Raw genomic sequence first — 16,291 nt, 5'->3', positions numbered from 1 at the left:
AATTTCGGCTTTGAAATGATTTATTTCATTGAAATTTTTCTTTTAGTTGGTGGTTTTTAGTGAATTGAATTTTAAATTCGTTCCAATTGATCGGCGTCAATCGTTGTTTTGAAATTTCCATAATTCACAATCACTTTATTTTTTTTCACTTCTTCAATCGTCCCAACGCTGCTTCCGCCCGCAATTCTCACGCGTTGACCAGGTTTCAGCCAAAGTGTGCGTTCTTCTTGACGTTTGGTTTCTATTTTTTCGTTCGTTTCTGCAATCTTTTCTTGGATATTTTCCTTTTTCAATTGTTGCGTAATCTTTCGTTTGATAACTTGCAAACGCTTACTTTCGTCTTTGTCGGTATCCAATTTTCGGAATTTTTCTTGCTCCAAAATTTTTATAAAATCACGGACAACATCTTTCCGAGATTTTCCTTTAACATAACTGTCGATAAAGGCTTCAATCTTATTTCCGAATTGCAATTTACGATGCTCTTCTTCATACAGTTTTTGAAAGTTGAAAAGCTTTTGCTCTAATTGTTGATTCAATTTTTGAAGATTATCACGCTTATCTTCCACCGATTCTTTGGTTTCGGCAAGATTGGTTTTCAATTTTTCAACTTCAAATTTTTCTTGCTGAAGTTTAACAATCGTTTTATCCAAATTCACAACATCTTTTTCTACTTTTTGCTTCGCCGATTTAATGATGAATCTTGGAATTTTATTTTTCTCGGCAACTTCAAATGTAAATGAACTTCCAGCTTGCCCAACTTCTAATTTGTATAAAGGCTCCAAGGATTCTTCGTCGAACAACATCGCTGCATTCTCTGCTGCGGGAAGCTGTTCCACCACCAATTTAATATTAGTATAATGCGTTGTGATAATCGCAAAACTCTTTTTTCCGTAGAAAAATTCTAAGAAACTCTCAGCGAGCGCGCCACCTAATTCCGGATCCGATCCGGTTCCAAATTCATCAATTAACAAAAGGGTATTTTCGTTGGATTGACGAATGATACTGGACATTTTCTTCAATCGAGAAGAGTAGGTGGAAAGATGATTTTCAATGGATTGATTATCACCAATATCGGTCATGATTTGATCAAAGAAAAACATTTCCGATTTTGGATGGACAGGAACCAAAATTCCACTCTGAATCATCAATTGAAGCAATCCAACTGTTTTTAAAGTAATGGATTTTCCACCTGCATTCGGTCCCGAAATACAAATAATTCGGTTATGTTCGTTCAGCGAAAGCGTTTGCGAATAAATGGGTTTGTTCGCGGCTTTATTTTTCAACCAAAGCAATGGATGATACGCTTCTCGTAATCGTAAGGTTTGATGCTTATTTAATTTGGGTAAAATAGCATTGATTTTCTCCGAAAACTTGGCTTTCGCACGAACCAAATCCAAATCGAAAATATACGTTTGATAATCCGTTAATTCTGGTTGGAATTCTGAAATTTCAGCGGTTAATTTTCGTAGAATTCGATCGATTTCTTTCTTTTCTTCCTCCTGACTTTCGCGAAGTTTAAAATAATGTTTTACCACCGAATCTGGCTGAATGTACGTAATGGAACCTGTTTTCGAAATTCCTAAAACACGTCCTGAAACTCGCTTTTTAAAACCTGATTTTACAGCGAGAACACGTTGATCTTCAACAATACTTTCACGAATATCTTCAAGGAATTCAGAATAGGTGGTCAAAGATCGATTGAAATTCTCATCAATGGCTTTTCGCGCATGTTGAATTTCCGTTCGTAGAACTTTTAATTCTGGGGATGCATCGCTTTTAACTTCTTCAAAACGATTGAAAACACGATCAATCTTGTCTATGATTTCCTTTTTGTAAACCAAGTTTTTAACTTCAGAACTTAGCGTAGGAAAGGTTTCGTCTAAAGCAGGTAAAAATTTTTGCAACTTGCCGATTTGCTCGGTAAGACTTTTAATTTTGATGAACGCTTTATTTTCTAATCGAAAATTTTCGATGAGCATCAACTTCAATTCCTCTTCAATATCTTCATATTCATGGAAGGGAATCGCGTTCGAACTTTCAAAACTTGTCAGAAATTCCGACGTTTTTTTCAAGGTATATTCTGCGTCCTCAAAAGGCATGGGACGTAAATTCATAATTTGCTCTTCCGTTTTTGGCGAAAAAGCGTAGGGAGCAATTTCGGAAAGAAGTTCCGGAAATTCTAATTCAACAAAATCTGTTTTATCAATGTTCACAGCGCAAATGTACTGAGATAATTTTAAAAATCTAAGGCTTTTTCTGAATGCGAATTCTTACTTTTGGACGGAATTTATTTGATTGCATTTATGAATTGGAATGATGTTTTGGCTCCGATTAAGAACTCGGACTATTTTGAAAAGCTTTTGCAAAAAGTAAAAATTGAGTATACTACAACAAAGTGTTTTCCACCTAAAAATCAAATATTTAGAGCTTTAGAGTTGACGCCTTTCGAAGATGTTCAAGTTGTCATTATTGGTCAAGATCCGTATCATAATGATTTTCAAGCAAATGGTTTGTGTTTCTCGGTTTCGGACGCAGTGAAAGCACCGCCATCGTTGAAAAATATTTTTACCGAACTGAAAGAAGATCTCAATATCGATCGTAAAAGCAATGAACTGGATGATTGGGCGAAACAAGGCGTTTTGATGTTGAATGCAACATTAACGGTGAAAGCTCACGAACCGAATTCTCATAAAGATTTAGGCTGGGAAACGTTTACTGATTTCATTATTAAAGAGCTTTCGGCAAAAAAGGAAAATGTCGTTTTTGTTCTTTGGGGCGCTTTTGCACAGAAAAAAGAAGCGTTAATTGATCCGGAAAAACATTTCATCATTAAATCTGCGCATCCGTCGCCATTTTCTGTTTATCGTGGTTTTTACGGAAGCAAACCGTTTTCTAAAATTAACACGTATTTAAAATCAATCGGGAAAAAAGAAATTATTTGGTAGGATGAATGTCAGGCTTATTTCCGTTTTTTTCTAGTTTTAAACCAATTGTATAGCCTGATTTTGTAGTAGATTTATTAGATTTTTCGGGAAGAACTTGTTCCAAACTTATTGTATAGCCTTGATATTCATACGATTTTTGATATCCTTTACTTGGTAGATTTATAGACGCTAAATTTGCTTTTCGCGGTCGTGCAATAAAACCTGTAAATTCTAAATCAGCCACAGCAACGCCACTCCAAATACAATTAACTTCTTTCGGACAACGGCTATCTTCCGAAATCTGATGAAACGTAATATTCATTTTTTCATTCGGTAAGGAGAAGGTTTGTCCTTCTTTCAGTATGTACAATCCATCTTTTTTGACAATGGGAGAGTTTCCCACGGAGACTTCCGTATTAGTTGTTTCTATTTTATTTGGGTCTTTTGAATCTTCAACTTTTTGACTTTTACATGAAATGCCCAAAGTGAAAAGACTTAACGCTAGTATTGTTTGAATTTTCATTACCAAAGTGAATTAAAGGAATGAACAAGTACAACCAAAAACATAGCCAAACCTACCATAAAATTAAATCCAGTTCCGTAAATAAATCCAACAAATGCCCCTTTCATTGAGTTGAAAGCCTTTTTCTTATCTTTCATATCGTGCAATAATTCTCCAATGAAAACGCCTACAAGCATCCCGATAAGGAAGCCAAAAGGAATTGGAATAAAGAATAATCCAGCAAACGTTCCAACCACAGAGCCAATGCTTCCCCAACGAGTTCCGCCGAATTTTTTATTGGTTTTGGCTGGGATTACGTAATTGAGAACAACCGAAAGGAGCGTGAGCAATCCAAAAAGGATAATATAAACCATACTGAGATCCGAATCGGTCCCGAATTTGTAAATTAACAAGCCGCAGAAACTTAGCAATAAGCCTGGTAAAACGGGAAGTATGGTGCCAATCATGCCTAGAATTAATAAAACTAAGCTAATAAGTGTAATTAAAGTGTAATCCATAAAGTGGGTTTCTGGGATAAAAATAAAAATATATAATACTATACCAAAGCATTTTCTTAATTTTGTAACAATGAAGGAAGAACTGAAAGATACCAAGGATTTCTTGATGGACATTAGTGATGCAATTAATGATTTCTATGCATTGTATTTTAATGGAAGTACAGCATGGATTTTTCAAGTTGCTACCAAAATAATTGTCCTAATCGCTTTGTTTTTTCTGATTGATTTTTCGTTAAAATTTCTAGCCACTTTATTTTCGAAAACCTTTATTCGAAAAGCAAAAAGACCCTTTATTTATTCGCTTTTTGAGTCAAAATTTGTCAATTCTTTAATTCATATTGCAGCGTTATCTATTTGTAGTTTTGCCTTAGATTCTTTGTTTTATGAGGGAATGCACAAGATTACCAAAGGTGTTTTAGACAAAATTGTTGATATCGCTCAAGTGGTCGTGATTTTTGGTGCGGCTTTGCGTTTGTACCGAGCTTTGGAACTCTATTTCGTGAATATTGGCGACAATTACAAACTCATTGCTTTTCGTGCTATTTCTCAAACGTTGAAAATCTTTGGATTCGTGATTTTCTTTTTTATCGCGATCAAGATTATTTTCAGTATCAATGCAACAACTATTTTAGGGAGTTTAGGGGCGATAACGGCGGTTTTGGTTTTGGTCTTCCGAGATACGATTTTAGGATTTGTAACGGGAATTCATGTGGCGACTTCAAAAAACATGAAGGTAGGCGATTGGATCGGAATTCCAAAATACAATATCGAAGGAAATATTGCAAACATCGACCTTTTAACGACGAAAATTATCAATTTCGATAAAACGGTTTCTACGATTCCAACCTACGATTTGATGTCCACCGAAATCCGAAATTACCAAGTGATGACGGAAGGAAATCTTCGTAGAATTAAGCGTTCTATGATTTTCAATATTAAATCGTTTCACTTTTTAACGGACGAAGATATTCACAAATTGAAACGAATTAATTTGATTTCTGAGTATTTGGATACCAAAGAAAAAGAAATTAATGAAACGCGTGAATCTTTAGAAAATGCTGATTTGGTGCTTAATGGACAGCAATTAACCAATATCGGAGTTTTCAGAAAATACGTTGAAAATTATTTAAAACACAACCCGAATATCGAACAAAAGGAAATTATTTTGGTGCGTCAATTAGAAATTACAACGCAAGGAATGCCATTAGAAATCTATTGTTTTACCATTTTTTCGGGCTTGGCAGATTATGAGAGAGTTCAATCGGATATTTTCGACCATCTTTTGGTGGCAGCGCAAAACTTCGGATTGGAAATTATGCAAATTAATAAAATGTAAACATGACAAAGTTAAGTGTCAATATCAATAAAATAGCGACTTTACGTAATGCCCGAGGTGGCGATATGCCTAGTGTAACGCAAGTTGCAATCGATGCGCAGCGTTTTGGAGCGCAAGGAATTACCATTCATCCACGTTCTGATGAGCGTCATATTACGCGTAAGGATGTGTATGAGTTAAAACCTTTAGTAACAACGGAATACAATATTGAAGGAAATCCGTATCCTGATTTTATTGAAATGGTTTTGGATGTGAAACCGGAACAAGTGACGTTGGTTCCCGATGCTGAAGATGCCATTACATCAAACGCTGGCTGGGATTGTAAAACACATTTGGATAAGTTAACCGAGATTGTTTCGACTTTTAAAAATGCGGGAATTAGAACTTCTATTTTTCTTGATCCAAATCCTGAAATGGTGGAATGGGCAGCGAAAACAGGGACGGATCGTATTGAATTATACACGGAAGCTTTCGCAAAAGAATATCCAAACAATCCAGAAGCGGCGATTAAAGATTATTACGATACTGCCGTTAAGGCAACAGAATTTGGTTTAGGAATTAATGCTGGACACGATTTAAGTTTAGATAATTTAAAATATTTCGCAGATACCATTCCAAATCTTTTGGAAGTTTCAATTGGTCATGCTTTGATATCGGAAGCTTTGTACTTGGGGTTAGAAAATACCATTCAAGCATATCTGAAGCGATTGGCGAAGTGGTAATCGAAATTTAATTTAAAATCTAAAATTCAAAATTTACAATTGAATTAATAAAAATGGAAATTTTACATTCAAAAATATACGGTCAAGAAAGTTCGGGAACTCCATTGTTAGTATTTCACGGCTTGTTTGGGATGCTCGATAATTGGGGAAGTTTTGGGAAAGAAATGGGCGAGTTGTATCCTGTTCATTTGTTGGACTTGCGTAATCATGGTAAGAGTTTTCACTCGGATGTGATGTCGCATGATGCTTTAGCAGAGGATATTTTCAACTATATGGAATTTTACCAAATGGAAAAAGCTAATATTCTTGGGCATTCTTTGGGTGGAAAAGCGGTGATGCAATTTGCAATTTTACATCCTGAAAAAGTTGAAAAATTAATTGTGGTTGATATTTCCCCTAAAGCGTATCCACCGCATCATCAAGGGATAATTAAAGCTTTGGAAAGTGTTGATTTTTCTCAAATGAAATCACGCTCGGATGTGGAGGCGGTTTTAGAGCAATATATTCACGAAAAACCAGTAATTCAGTTCCTTGCAAAAAATTTGTATTGGACGGAAGACAAAACGTTGAACTGGAGATTTAATCTTCCAGTATTAAGCGAGCATTATTCAGAATTTGTAGCAAATGCAATTAAATTTGGTGTGTTTTCGGGACCAACCTTATTTGTTTCGGGTGCCAATTCCAATTATATTTTAACTCAAGATGAGTTTCAAATAAAGCAGCAATTTCCAAATTCGAAAATTGTGAAAATTTCAGGAGCTGGACATTGGGTTCAAGCCGATAATCCGGTCGATTTTGCTACTGTAGTCAAAGAATTTTTAGCGTAAATCAATTTTATCAAAAATTAGATTACGATTTGCTGATGAAATTCAGCGTTAAAGTTTCAAAAAGCCTTTCTTTAAGTTCGTTAAAGAAAGGTTTTTCGTTATATTTGCATCTATGATTTTAGTAACCGGAGCAACGGGAATCTTGGGGCGAGTACTTGCACTTTACTTGCTCAAAAATGGAAAAAATGTTAGGGGAACGAAGCGACCTTCAAGCAATCTTGAAGAAGTTCGTCATTCCTTTTCGTTTTATACCGACGATGCCGACGTTTGGTTTTCTAAAATAGAATGGGTGAATATCGATTTTGACGATCAATTTTCGATTCAAAATGCGCTTAAAGACGTTTCCGAGGTTTATCATTGTGCAGCGAAGGTCAGTTTCAATCCTTCGGACAGCAAAGATTTGTATCATACCAATATTTATGGAACAAAAAATCTGTTGTACGCTTGCGAAAACTCGTCTGTGACTAAGTTTTTGCATGTAAGTTCTATTGCGGTTTTGGATAATTTCAACGATCAAGGTTTTTTAGACGAGGATTCAGAATACAATTCCAAAATAGATCATTCGGCGTATGCGACGTCCAAACATTTTTCCGAAATGGAAGTGTGGCGCGCGAGTGCAGAAGGTTTGTCTACCATTATTATCAATCCTGGAATGATTATCGGAAGTGGAAATTGGAAGCAAAGCAGCGGCGAATTAATCGGCTCTTTTGTGAATACCAATTACACGTTTTCGGGTGGGACATCGTATGTTGATGTTCGCGATGTTGCGAAAATTGCAATTGAATTGATGGAGCAAAATGCGTTTGGAGAACGATTTATTTTAATCGCTGAAGCGAAACCGTATCGCGAAGTGGGAAATCAAATCAGAGCACTTTTGAAAAAGAAACCTTTGAAAGTGATTTCCGATTCTTTGTTGAATATTGCTTTGATTTTAAATCCTTTAGGAATTCTAATTCCAAAACTGAAAATGATTAATAAAGTCAATATCCAAGCGATAACCACCAATTCTAAAATCTCAAATTCAAAAATTAAAGAAAAATTAGACTATGATTTTATTTCGGTAAAAAACAGTTTGGCTTTTCATGTTGAAAATTATAAAAAGGACCATAAATAATCCTCCTAATGAATATTACTTCGTTTGTACCAACTAATGCGGCTAAGTTTCCGCTAAATCACGCTTTAGGATTCAAAAAAAAGGACGAGTGGAAGGCGATTAGCTGGAAATTGTTGAAAACGTTGGTTTTCAAAACGGCCAACGCACTTCAAAAAGCGGGAATTAAAAAAGACGATCGAGTAGCGATATATTCGGATAATTCTGCGGAATGGATTACGTTCGACCTCGCTATTATGGCTTTGGGAGCAATTACAGTTCCTATTTATTCCACCAATTCGAAAGAGCAAACTGATTATATATTACGCGATTCCGAAGCGAAAATTATCTTAACCGGAAATCAAGAAAACTACGATATTTCGTATGAATTAATTCAAGATTCACCTTTTTTATCCAAGATTATCGTTGCTAAAAAAGCGGTTTGGATTAAAAAAGATCGTTCGGAATATTTAGAAGATTTTATTGCGAAGGAAAAAGAAGATTTTACCATTCAAGAAGTAGATGATGAGCATCTTGCAACGTTGATTTATACTTCGGGAACCACGGGAATTCCGAAAGGCGTGATGATTACGCACGGGAATTTTTCTAAAGTTTTCCAAGCGCATTACGATTTTTTCAAATTTAAAAACCCGCAAGGAGAACATTCCTTAGCTTTTTTACCACTAACACACGTTTTTGAGCGTAGTTGGACGCTTTTGGCGCTGAATATGGGAACGAAAGTTTCGTTTTTAGAAAATCCAAAACTGATAGCAAACGCTTTGGTAGAAGTGAAACCAACGATGATGTGTACCGTTCCTCGTTTTTATCAGAAAATATACAACGGAATTCATGATTTGGTGAAAAACGGATCTTCTACGAAGCAAAAGATTTTCAATTGGGCGTTGGAAACCGGAACCGAAGTTGCGAATTATACCCGCGAAGGAAGATCCGTTCCTTTCGGATTGTCTTTCAAAATGGGAATCGCCAACAAATTGGTTTTCAATAAAATTAAAAATAAATTGGGCGGAAAACTTTGGTTTTCACCTTGTGGAGGCGCTTCATTGTCCGAAAATATTTCAAAATTTTTCGATGCGATGGGCTTACATATTACGGTTGGCTATGGTTTAACAGAAACGACGGCTACGGTAACGTGTTTTCCTTTAACGAATTACAATTATGCAAGTGCGGGGCAACCAATCGGTGATACGCAAGTGCAAATTGGTGAGAACGACGAGATTTTGGTGAAGGGAAGTGGCGTTATGAAAGGCTACTATAATAAACCAGAAGAAACGGTGAAGGTTTTTACAGAAGATGGTTGGTTCAAAACGGGTGATGCGGGTAGAATTGATGAGCAAGGGAATTTGTATATTGTAGATCGTATCAAGGATTTGATGAAAACGTCCAATGGAAAATACATCGCTCCACAACCGATTGAGAACCTTTTTGCAAATTTGAATTTGATTGATCAAATCATGTTGGTTGCCGAAGGAAGACCTTTTGTTTCAGCCGTTATTGCGCCGAATTTTGAAGCGTTGGAAGAAACTTTGAAGAAGAATTCAATTCCAGTTGGGACGAATGAAGAAATGGTGCAAAACCCAGCAGTGAAAGAATTGTTTACAAATGCAATTAATGAATTGCAGAAAGACTTACCAGGATTTGAGAAAGTGAAGAAATTTGTTTTGCTTCCAAATCCATTTGATGTTCAAACGGGTGAGATTACGCCTAGTTTAAAGGTGAAACGAAATATTGTATCAGCAAAATACGCTGATGTTATCGAAGAAATGTACGCCCAAAAAGGCCAAGATTAAATATAAAACCGAATTTTAATACCGATGGAAACTCAGTTTTTAGGAAACACAATATATCAAACGTCTAATCAAGAAGTTCAGGCTTCGTGTCCTTCCAATATTGCATTAATCAAGTATTGGGGGAAATACGAAAACCAAATTCCTGCAAATCCAAGTATCAGTTATACGTTGGATCATTGCCGTACGAATACGACGATGCAATTTGTCGCGGGGGAAACTTTTGGTGTCAAAACATTTCTTGCGGGCAATGAAGAAGTGAAATTTGCTGAAAAAATTGAGCAATATTTCCGGAAAATTGAGCAGTATTTGCCTTGGATTTTACAAGGAAAATACAAAATTCATACTGAAAATACGTTTCCGCATAGTTCGGGAATTGCAAGTTCGGCGTCAGGTTTTGGAGCAATTGCTAAATGTTTGATGACGCTAGATCAATTTTTTTCTGAAGAGAAAGATGCTGATTTTATTGTTAAAAAGGAGAGTTTTTTAGCACGTTTGGGAAGCGGTTCAGCTTGCCGAAGTTTGTATCCAGGCTTGGTGGTTTGGGGAAAAACGGATGTGGTTGCGGATAGTTCAGATTTGTATGCGGTTCCATATTCTAACGACGAAATTCATCCCGTTTTTAAGAACTTCAACGATTGGGTTTTGTTGATTCATGAAGGACAAAAGTCGGTTTCGTCAACTGTTGGTCATGGTTTGATGAATACCAATCCGTATGCAGAAAGGCGTTTTCAAGAAGCGCATGAGAATTTTGTGATTCTAAAAGAAATTCTGAAAACGGGTGATATGAAAGGCTTTATCAAGTTGGTAGAGCACGAAGCATTGACTTTGCACGCGATGATGATGATGAGTGATCCTGCTTTTATTTTGATGAAAACGGGAACGTTAGAAGTCATCAATAAAATCTGGGAATTCCGTAGAGTAACAGATTTGCCATTGTTTTTTACGTTGGATGCCGGTGCAAACGTTCATTTGTTATTTCCAAACGATCTCGAAACGGATAAAATCAAAAACTTTATCACAACCGATTTGGTACCACTTACTCAAAAAGGTGGTGTGGTAAAGGATGTTATGCGTTTCTAAACGATGAAAATGAAAATCCATCATATTGCGATTATTTGCTCTGATTATGAGGCTTCGAAGCATTTTTATACCCAAATTTTAGGTTTGAAAATACTTCGAGAAGTGTATCGAGAAGAACGACAATCGTATAAATTGGATTTAGGAATTGACGATTCGTATGTTATTGAATTGTTTTCTTTTCCAAATCCACCAAAACGCCCGTCACAACCTGAATCATGTGGTTTGCGACACTTGGCTTTTGCTGTTGAAAATGTGGAAACCAAGCGAAATGAATTGATTGAAAAAGGCTTGATTTGTGAAGAAATTCGAATTGATGAGTTTACGGATAGAAAGTTCTTTTTCACGCAAGATCCCGATCATTTGCCGCTGGAATTCTACGAAGCTGAATTTTAGTCGAAATCTTTAATTTTGTAAAAATCACCATCATGAAAAAACTCGTTTTCCTTTTTGTTTTGATTTCAGGTTTTGCTTTTGCGCAAAAATCGGCTGAAGATGCAGTTAAATCAACGATTAATCGTTTTTTTGATGCGATGCGAAATTCCAATTCAGCTGAACTTCAATCAACTCTTTCCAAAACGGCGGTTTTGCAAACCATTAACAAAAATGGAGAAGGCATTTCGGAAGATATTCAAGCGTTTGCACAATCTCTTTCGAAAGCTCAGAAAGGAGATTTAGACGAGAAAATCGAGTTTAAATCCATTCAAATAGATCAAAATTTGGCCTCGGTTTGGACGCCTTATCAATTCTTTTATAAAGGAAAATTTTCCCATTGCGGTGTGAATAGTTTCCAACTCGTCAAGGAAAATGACGAATGGAAAATTCAATACATTATTGATACAAGAAGAAAAGAGAATTGCGGTGAAGTGAAGCCTGCAAAGTAAAAAGTAAAATCGAATAAATAAAAAGTAAAAATGAAAATAGGAATTCTTGGAGGCGGCCAATTGGGGCGAATGTTTATTCAGGAAGCATTGAAATACGATGACGAGTTTCATGTTTTAGATCCCAATCCAGAATGTTCTTGTGCGCACATTTCGCATTACGTTCAGGGAGATTTCAATAATTATGATGATGTTTTGGCTTTTGGAAAAGACAAAGATGTCGTGACGATTGAGATTGAACACGTCAATGTGAAAGCCCTTGAAGAACTCGAAAAAGAAGGCGTAAAAGTGGTTCCGAATTCTCAAATTATTAAAATCATTCAGCAGAAAATTTTGCAGAAAGAGTTTTATAAATTCAATGCGATTCCGTCGCCATTTTTTGAAGTAATGTGGGATGCGAATGAGCCGGTGATGTTTCCAATTCCGTTTGTTCAGAAGATGAATACGGGCGGTTACGATGGGAAAGGTGTTCAAGTAATTAAATCGGAACACGATTATGCGAATCTTTGGAAACAAGCTTCGGTTTTAGAAGAGTTGGTGGAGATTGATAAGGAACTTTCTGTTATTGTTGCACTGAATGAAAGAGGCGAAAGCCGGACATTTCCGATTACGGAAATGGTTGCCGATCCAAAATTGAATTTATTGGATTTTAATATTTGTCCAGCCGATATTTCTCAAGATACAATCAACCAAGTAGAAGCGATTACGCAAACTTTTGTTGAAAATGTAAATTCGCCAGGCTTATTTGCAATCGAACTTTTCTTAGATAAAAATGAAAAAGTTTGGGTGAACGAAACGGCGCCAAGATTACATAATTCAGGGCATCAAAGCCAAGAAGGAAACTCAAATTCTCAGTTTGAACAATTTTATCGTGTCGTTTGCAACTTGCCGTTGGCGGATACCGAAGCGTGTGGATTTTCTGGTATGTTGAATTTGGTTGGGGAAGATGGTTTTTCAGGCGATGTTCACTACGAAGGATTAGAAGAAGTGATGCAACTTCCGCAAACGTATGTGCATTTATACGGAAAAAAAGATACCAAACCAGGGCGTAAAATGGGACACATTAATGTTTTGGCCGATTCTCGCGAAGCCTTGATGGAAAAGCTGATTATGATTAAAAATATAGTTCGAGTAATCTCGAAATAAACAAATAAAAATGACCAAGCAAAGCTTGGTCATTTCTTTTATCAAATAGCAAAAGCTTATTTTACTTTCGCTTTTTCTAAAGTTTTGTTGTATGCATCTTTAGCGTCTTCAGTCGCCTTTTTCGTTGCATCTTTAGCATCTGCAGCTGTTTTGTCAATAGCTTCTTTTGCATCAGCACCTGCTTTTTTCAAGTCTTGTTTTGCATCAGCAGCTGTCGCGTTGATTGCTTCTTTAGCATCACCAGCAGCTGTAGTAACTGCAGCTTTTGCACTGTTCCATGCTGTATTTGCATCATCTAAAGCCTTTTGAGCAGCAGCTTGAGCTTCTTTGTCACCACTTTTAATAGCAGCATCTAATTTAGCTTGAGCTTCGTCAACTTTTGCCTTAGCATCTACTTCAGAAAGTGTTGTTGTTTCAGTTGTTGTTGTCGTTACTGTTCCGATAGAATCTCCATCTACCAATTCAGAACTTACTGTTGTTGTTTCTTTTTTACAAGATACAACTAGAAGAGCGGCTGCAGCAGCCATTACAAAAATTTTTTTCATTGTTTTTTAATTTGTTTTGAGATTTTAATAACGCAAATTTAGCGCATTTCATATATCGAAGGTACAGATTTTTTCGAATTCTGTTACATAATATTAACGTTTCAGCATCCCTTTTCGATAATTCATGATGAAAACACCAGAAATAATTAAAATAGTTGCCACGACGAATTTGATGCTAATTTCTTCATCTAAGATCAGCCAACCTAAGAAAATAGCGATAATGGTATTCACATATGAAAGCATAGAAACCTGCGTTGGCATTAGCTTTTGAAGGATATAGTGATACGCAAAAAACGTTGTAACCGAACCAAAAACAGCGAGGTAAAGAACAGCTCCCATACTTTTGAAACTCCACGTTTGAACGTCAATTGATTTTGAGAAAGCAAATGCAAAGATTAACTGAACAACGCCTGCGAGTGCAAATTGATAGAAAAGATTTAATATTAGATTTTGGCCACTTTTCGAACTTACTTTTTTCGCAAAAACGGTTCCGATAGCCCAACTTAAAATCGCGAGAAAAAGAATGATAATTCCTTGTAAATATTGAGGTTCTAGCAAATCTTCCAAGCCATCCCAGAAGATAAAAGCAACGCCCGAAAAACCTAATAGAATTCCAACAAAAGCTTTGAAAGAAAATTTTTGCAAGCCAACGACTAAACTCACAATGAAAATCATCACCGGAGATAAAGCCGAAATTAAGGATGTTAAACTTGACGATAGATTTTGCTCCGCAACGGTGGTTAAACCATTAGCACCAACGAGCATCAACAAAGATAAAGTAGCTTGAATTCTAAAGTTTTTCCAACCAATCCAAGCGAATTCTTTTCTGAAAAGTAGGATAGGGAGAACGATTAACGCGGCTAAAAACTGACGAAGTCCAGCGACGAACCAAGGTGGGATGGTTTCAACCCCAATTTTGATTCCTAAAAAAGTAGTGCCCCAGACCAAAGCCACGCACAAAATGGCGAGAACCAGTTTTGTATTCAACCTCCAAACATTTAAGGTGCAAAGATACCTCAAAATTCGGTTGATTTCGCCTTTTATTTTTATCTTTGATGGCATCTAATTTTACGAATTTATGGTAGGAATTATTATGGGAAGCCAAAGCGATTTGGCGATCATGCAACAAGCAGCCGATTTTTTAAAGAGTTTAGAAATTCCGTACGAATTGACGGTGGTTTCGGCGCATAGAACTCCAGAAAGAATGTTTGATTACGCTCAAAAAGCGAAATCTCGCGGCCTAAAAGTGATTATTGCTGGGGCAGGAGGCGCAGCTCATCTTCCTGGAATGGTGGCAAGTTGTACAACGTTACCTGTAATTGGTGTTCCTATTTTGTCCAGTAATTCCATCGATGGTTGGGATTCGGTATTGTCTATTTTGCAAATGCCTTCTGGGATTCCCGTTGCTACAGTTGCTTTGAATGGTGCAACCAATGCTGGAATTTTAGCAGCGAAAATTTTAGGTACTGGTGATGAAGCGATTTCTACAAAATTAGATGCGTATCAAAATTCATTGAAAGATAAAGTTTTGGGAACGGTTGATAATATTAAGAAAATCCATCCGAACCAATACGATTAAGATAGTTGGATTGTCCAAAAACAAAAAGAATCAACGAAAGTTGATTCTTTTTTTATTTTAAATTAGTGAAAAAGCCAAAGCAAAGCATCGGGGAGTTGTTGCGCCCAAAAACCTTCGGAATGGGTTCCTTTTTCATCGATCTTTACATTTAGATTTTGGTTTGAAAGTCCTTTGGCTTTTAGAATTTCCACAATTTCGTTGATGTCGTTCACCATTTCTTTGGATTCGTTTTGTCCGGCTACGAAATATATTTTGGTGTTCTTCAAACTTGAAGAGTTCTTTTGAACATACGTTTTTAAGTCGGCTTCTGAAAACCACAATGCTGGACTGAAAACGCCAAGTTTTCCAAATTTTTCTGGATATTTTACGCCAGTATAAAGTGAAATTAAACCTCCCATTGAACTTCCAATCAAAGCGGTGTTTTGGGCGCCATTTTTTGTTTTGAAATACGTGTCAATATAAGGTTTCAGGGTTTGCGCAAGGAAATCAGCAAAAGCATCGCCGTGTCCGCCGCCGTATTGCTCATTTTTCCAAGGCGAATATTCATTCAGGCGCTCGCTACCACCGTTATCAATTCCAACGACAATCGCATTGATTTTATTCAATGTTTTTAGAGAATCCATCGTTTCATCTACTCTCCATTCACCTGAATACGACGTTGCTTCATCAAATAAATTCTGTCCATCGGCCATGAAAATCACGGGATATCGAGCTTCGGACGTGTGATATTCTTCTGGAAGGTAAATCCAAACTTTACGAGTGGTTTTAAGCTGAGGAATGTCAAAACTTTCACTTAAGATTTTAACATTCTTCGATGTTGTACTTTTCTTGATGATCTTTTTCTGCCACGATTCAACTACAATCTCTAAACTTTTTGGAGTCGCTGAATTGATTTCTATTTTCCGATTTCCGATAGAATTTCCATTTGGATCCCCTTCCGCAACATCCCAACTTCCTTGGGTTATTTTATATTCCACAGTCGATTCTTTTGGCGAAATTGCAAGTGTGAAACTTCCATCTCTTTGCTTCTTGAAAGCGTAATTTTCGTCTTTAGGATTCCAACCATTTAGATTAGAAGCCATATATAAAGTAGCGTCAAGCGGAGTGTCTTGAGGTGTATTGGATACACGAATGGTGATTTGCGCAAATGTAAAACTCATGGCAAAAAATAAGATTAAGTAGCTGATTTTTCTGAAAAACATAAACAAAAATAGCGAAAACTCCTTTGCTTTTACATTCAAAATATGAGAAATAAACAAAAGCATTTTCTTTCGCTATTTTCCATTTAAAATTTGATGCAGAAAGGCGTATCTTTGCCCAGCAAATTAAGTATAAG

The 16,291-nt window shown here is 36.4% G+C and carries 17 protein-coding genes; 11 read left to right on the top strand and 6 right to left on the bottom strand.

Annotation, left to right across the window (positions count from 1 at the left end; translation table 11 throughout):
- Positions 1–71: 71 nt before the first annotated feature.
- Entirely contained in the window at positions 72–2,213 is a 2,142-nt protein-coding gene (locus tag AC5XHR_RS12185; RefSeq protein WP_495951072.1) for an endonuclease MutS2, read from the bottom strand.
- A 90-nt stretch (positions 2,214–2,303) separates the two neighbouring features.
- Between AC5XHR_RS12185 and AC5XHR_RS12180 the strand changes: the two genes are divergently transcribed.
- The gene (locus AC5XHR_RS12180) at positions 2,304–2,945 is read left to right on the top strand and encodes a uracil-DNA glycosylase (protein WP_495951124.1); all 642 of its coding nucleotides are present in this window, start codon (positions 2,304–2,306) and stop codon (positions 2,943–2,945) included.
- On the opposite strand, the gene AC5XHR_RS12175 is transcribed toward AC5XHR_RS12180, so the two are convergent.
- Positions 2,935–3,447 carry a hypothetical protein gene (locus AC5XHR_RS12175; RefSeq protein ID WP_495951071.1) on the bottom strand — a complete coding sequence of 171 codons (513 nt, stop codon included), beginning with the start codon at positions 3,445–3,447 and terminating at the stop codon, positions 2,935–2,937. The genes AC5XHR_RS12180 and AC5XHR_RS12175 overlap by 11 nt on opposite strands.
- Positions 3,447–3,944, bottom strand: a complete 498-nt coding sequence (locus AC5XHR_RS12170; RefSeq protein WP_495951070.1) for a DUF456 domain-containing protein — start codon at positions 3,942–3,944, stop codon at positions 3,447–3,449. Before AC5XHR_RS12170 ends, AC5XHR_RS12175 begins: the two co-directional genes overlap by 1 nt.
- A gap of 70 nt (positions 3,945–4,014) precedes the next feature.
- Between AC5XHR_RS12170 and AC5XHR_RS12165 the strand changes: the two genes are divergently transcribed.
- The 9 genes from AC5XHR_RS12165 (at position 4,015) to AC5XHR_RS12125 (ending at position 12,831) form a co-directional block, all read left to right on the top strand.
- On the top strand, positions 4,015–5,280 hold the full coding sequence (locus AC5XHR_RS12165; RefSeq protein WP_495951069.1) for a mechanosensitive ion channel family protein: 1,266 nt from the start codon (positions 4,015–4,017) through the stop codon (positions 5,278–5,280).
- Positions 5,281–5,282: 2 nt separating this feature from the next.
- Positions 5,283–6,002, top strand: coding sequence for a pyridoxine 5'-phosphate synthase (locus AC5XHR_RS12160; protein WP_495951068.1), 720 nt, complete (start codon positions 5,283–5,285; stop codon positions 6,000–6,002).
- 53 nt (positions 6,003–6,055) lie between these two features.
- Entirely contained in the window at positions 6,056–6,829 is a 774-nt protein-coding gene (locus AC5XHR_RS12155; protein ID WP_495951067.1) for an alpha/beta fold hydrolase, read from the top strand.
- Positions 6,830–6,941: 112 nt separating this feature from the next.
- A complete protein-coding gene (locus tag AC5XHR_RS12150; RefSeq protein ID WP_495951066.1) occupies positions 6,942–7,943 on the top strand; it encodes an NAD-dependent epimerase/dehydratase family protein in 1,002 nt (333 codons plus the stop codon).
- Between the two features lie 8 nt (positions 7,944–7,951).
- Positions 7,952–9,727, top strand: a complete 1,776-nt coding sequence (locus AC5XHR_RS12145) for an AMP-dependent synthetase/ligase (RefSeq protein WP_495951065.1) — start codon at positions 7,952–7,954, stop codon at positions 9,725–9,727.
- 24 nt (positions 9,728–9,751) lie between these two features.
- Entirely contained in the window at positions 9,752–10,807 is a 1,056-nt protein-coding gene (locus AC5XHR_RS12140; protein ID WP_495951064.1) for a diphosphomevalonate decarboxylase, read from the top strand.
- 9 nt (positions 10,808–10,816) lie between these two features.
- A complete protein-coding gene (gene gloA2, locus AC5XHR_RS12135) occupies positions 10,817–11,200 on the top strand; it encodes an SMU1112c/YaeR family gloxylase I-like metalloprotein (RefSeq protein WP_495951063.1) in 384 nt (127 codons plus the stop codon).
- A 32-nt stretch (positions 11,201–11,232) separates the two neighbouring features.
- Entirely contained in the window at positions 11,233–11,688 is a 456-nt protein-coding gene (locus tag AC5XHR_RS12130) for a nuclear transport factor 2 family protein (RefSeq protein ID WP_495951062.1), read from the top strand.
- A gap of 30 nt (positions 11,689–11,718) precedes the next feature.
- A complete protein-coding gene (locus AC5XHR_RS12125) occupies positions 11,719–12,831 on the top strand; it encodes a 5-(carboxyamino)imidazole ribonucleotide synthase (RefSeq protein WP_495951061.1) in 1,113 nt (370 codons plus the stop codon).
- Between the two features lie 56 nt (positions 12,832–12,887).
- On the opposite strand, the gene AC5XHR_RS12120 is transcribed toward AC5XHR_RS12125, so the two are convergent.
- The gene (locus AC5XHR_RS12120) at positions 12,888–13,376 is read right to left on the bottom strand and encodes a hypothetical protein (RefSeq protein ID WP_495951060.1); all 489 of its coding nucleotides are present in this window, start codon (positions 13,374–13,376) and stop codon (positions 12,888–12,890) included.
- Positions 13,377–13,469: 93 nt separating this feature from the next.
- Positions 13,470–14,363 carry a DMT family transporter gene (locus AC5XHR_RS12115; protein WP_495951059.1) on the bottom strand — a complete coding sequence of 298 codons (894 nt, stop codon included), beginning with the start codon at positions 14,361–14,363 and terminating at the stop codon, positions 13,470–13,472.
- Positions 14,364–14,454: 91 nt separating this feature from the next.
- Between AC5XHR_RS12115 and purE the strand changes: the two genes are divergently transcribed.
- The gene (gene purE / locus AC5XHR_RS12110; RefSeq protein ID WP_495951058.1) at positions 14,455–14,955 is read left to right on the top strand and encodes a 5-(carboxyamino)imidazole ribonucleotide mutase; all 501 of its coding nucleotides are present in this window, start codon (positions 14,455–14,457) and stop codon (positions 14,953–14,955) included.
- 62 nt (positions 14,956–15,017) lie between these two features.
- Here the strand turns inward: purE and AC5XHR_RS12105 are convergent, their stop codons facing one another.
- Positions 15,018–16,115 carry an alpha/beta hydrolase gene (locus tag AC5XHR_RS12105; RefSeq protein ID WP_495951057.1) on the bottom strand — a complete coding sequence of 366 codons (1,098 nt, stop codon included), beginning with the start codon at positions 16,113–16,115 and terminating at the stop codon, positions 15,018–15,020.
- Between the last annotated feature and the right edge of the window lie 176 nt (positions 16,116–16,291).

The sequence above is a fragment of the Kaistella sp. CFF1-2 genome, assembly GCF_059509915.1.
Note: the sequence above shows the minus strand (reverse complement) of the source record. Positions and strands in the feature narration are given on the sequence as shown.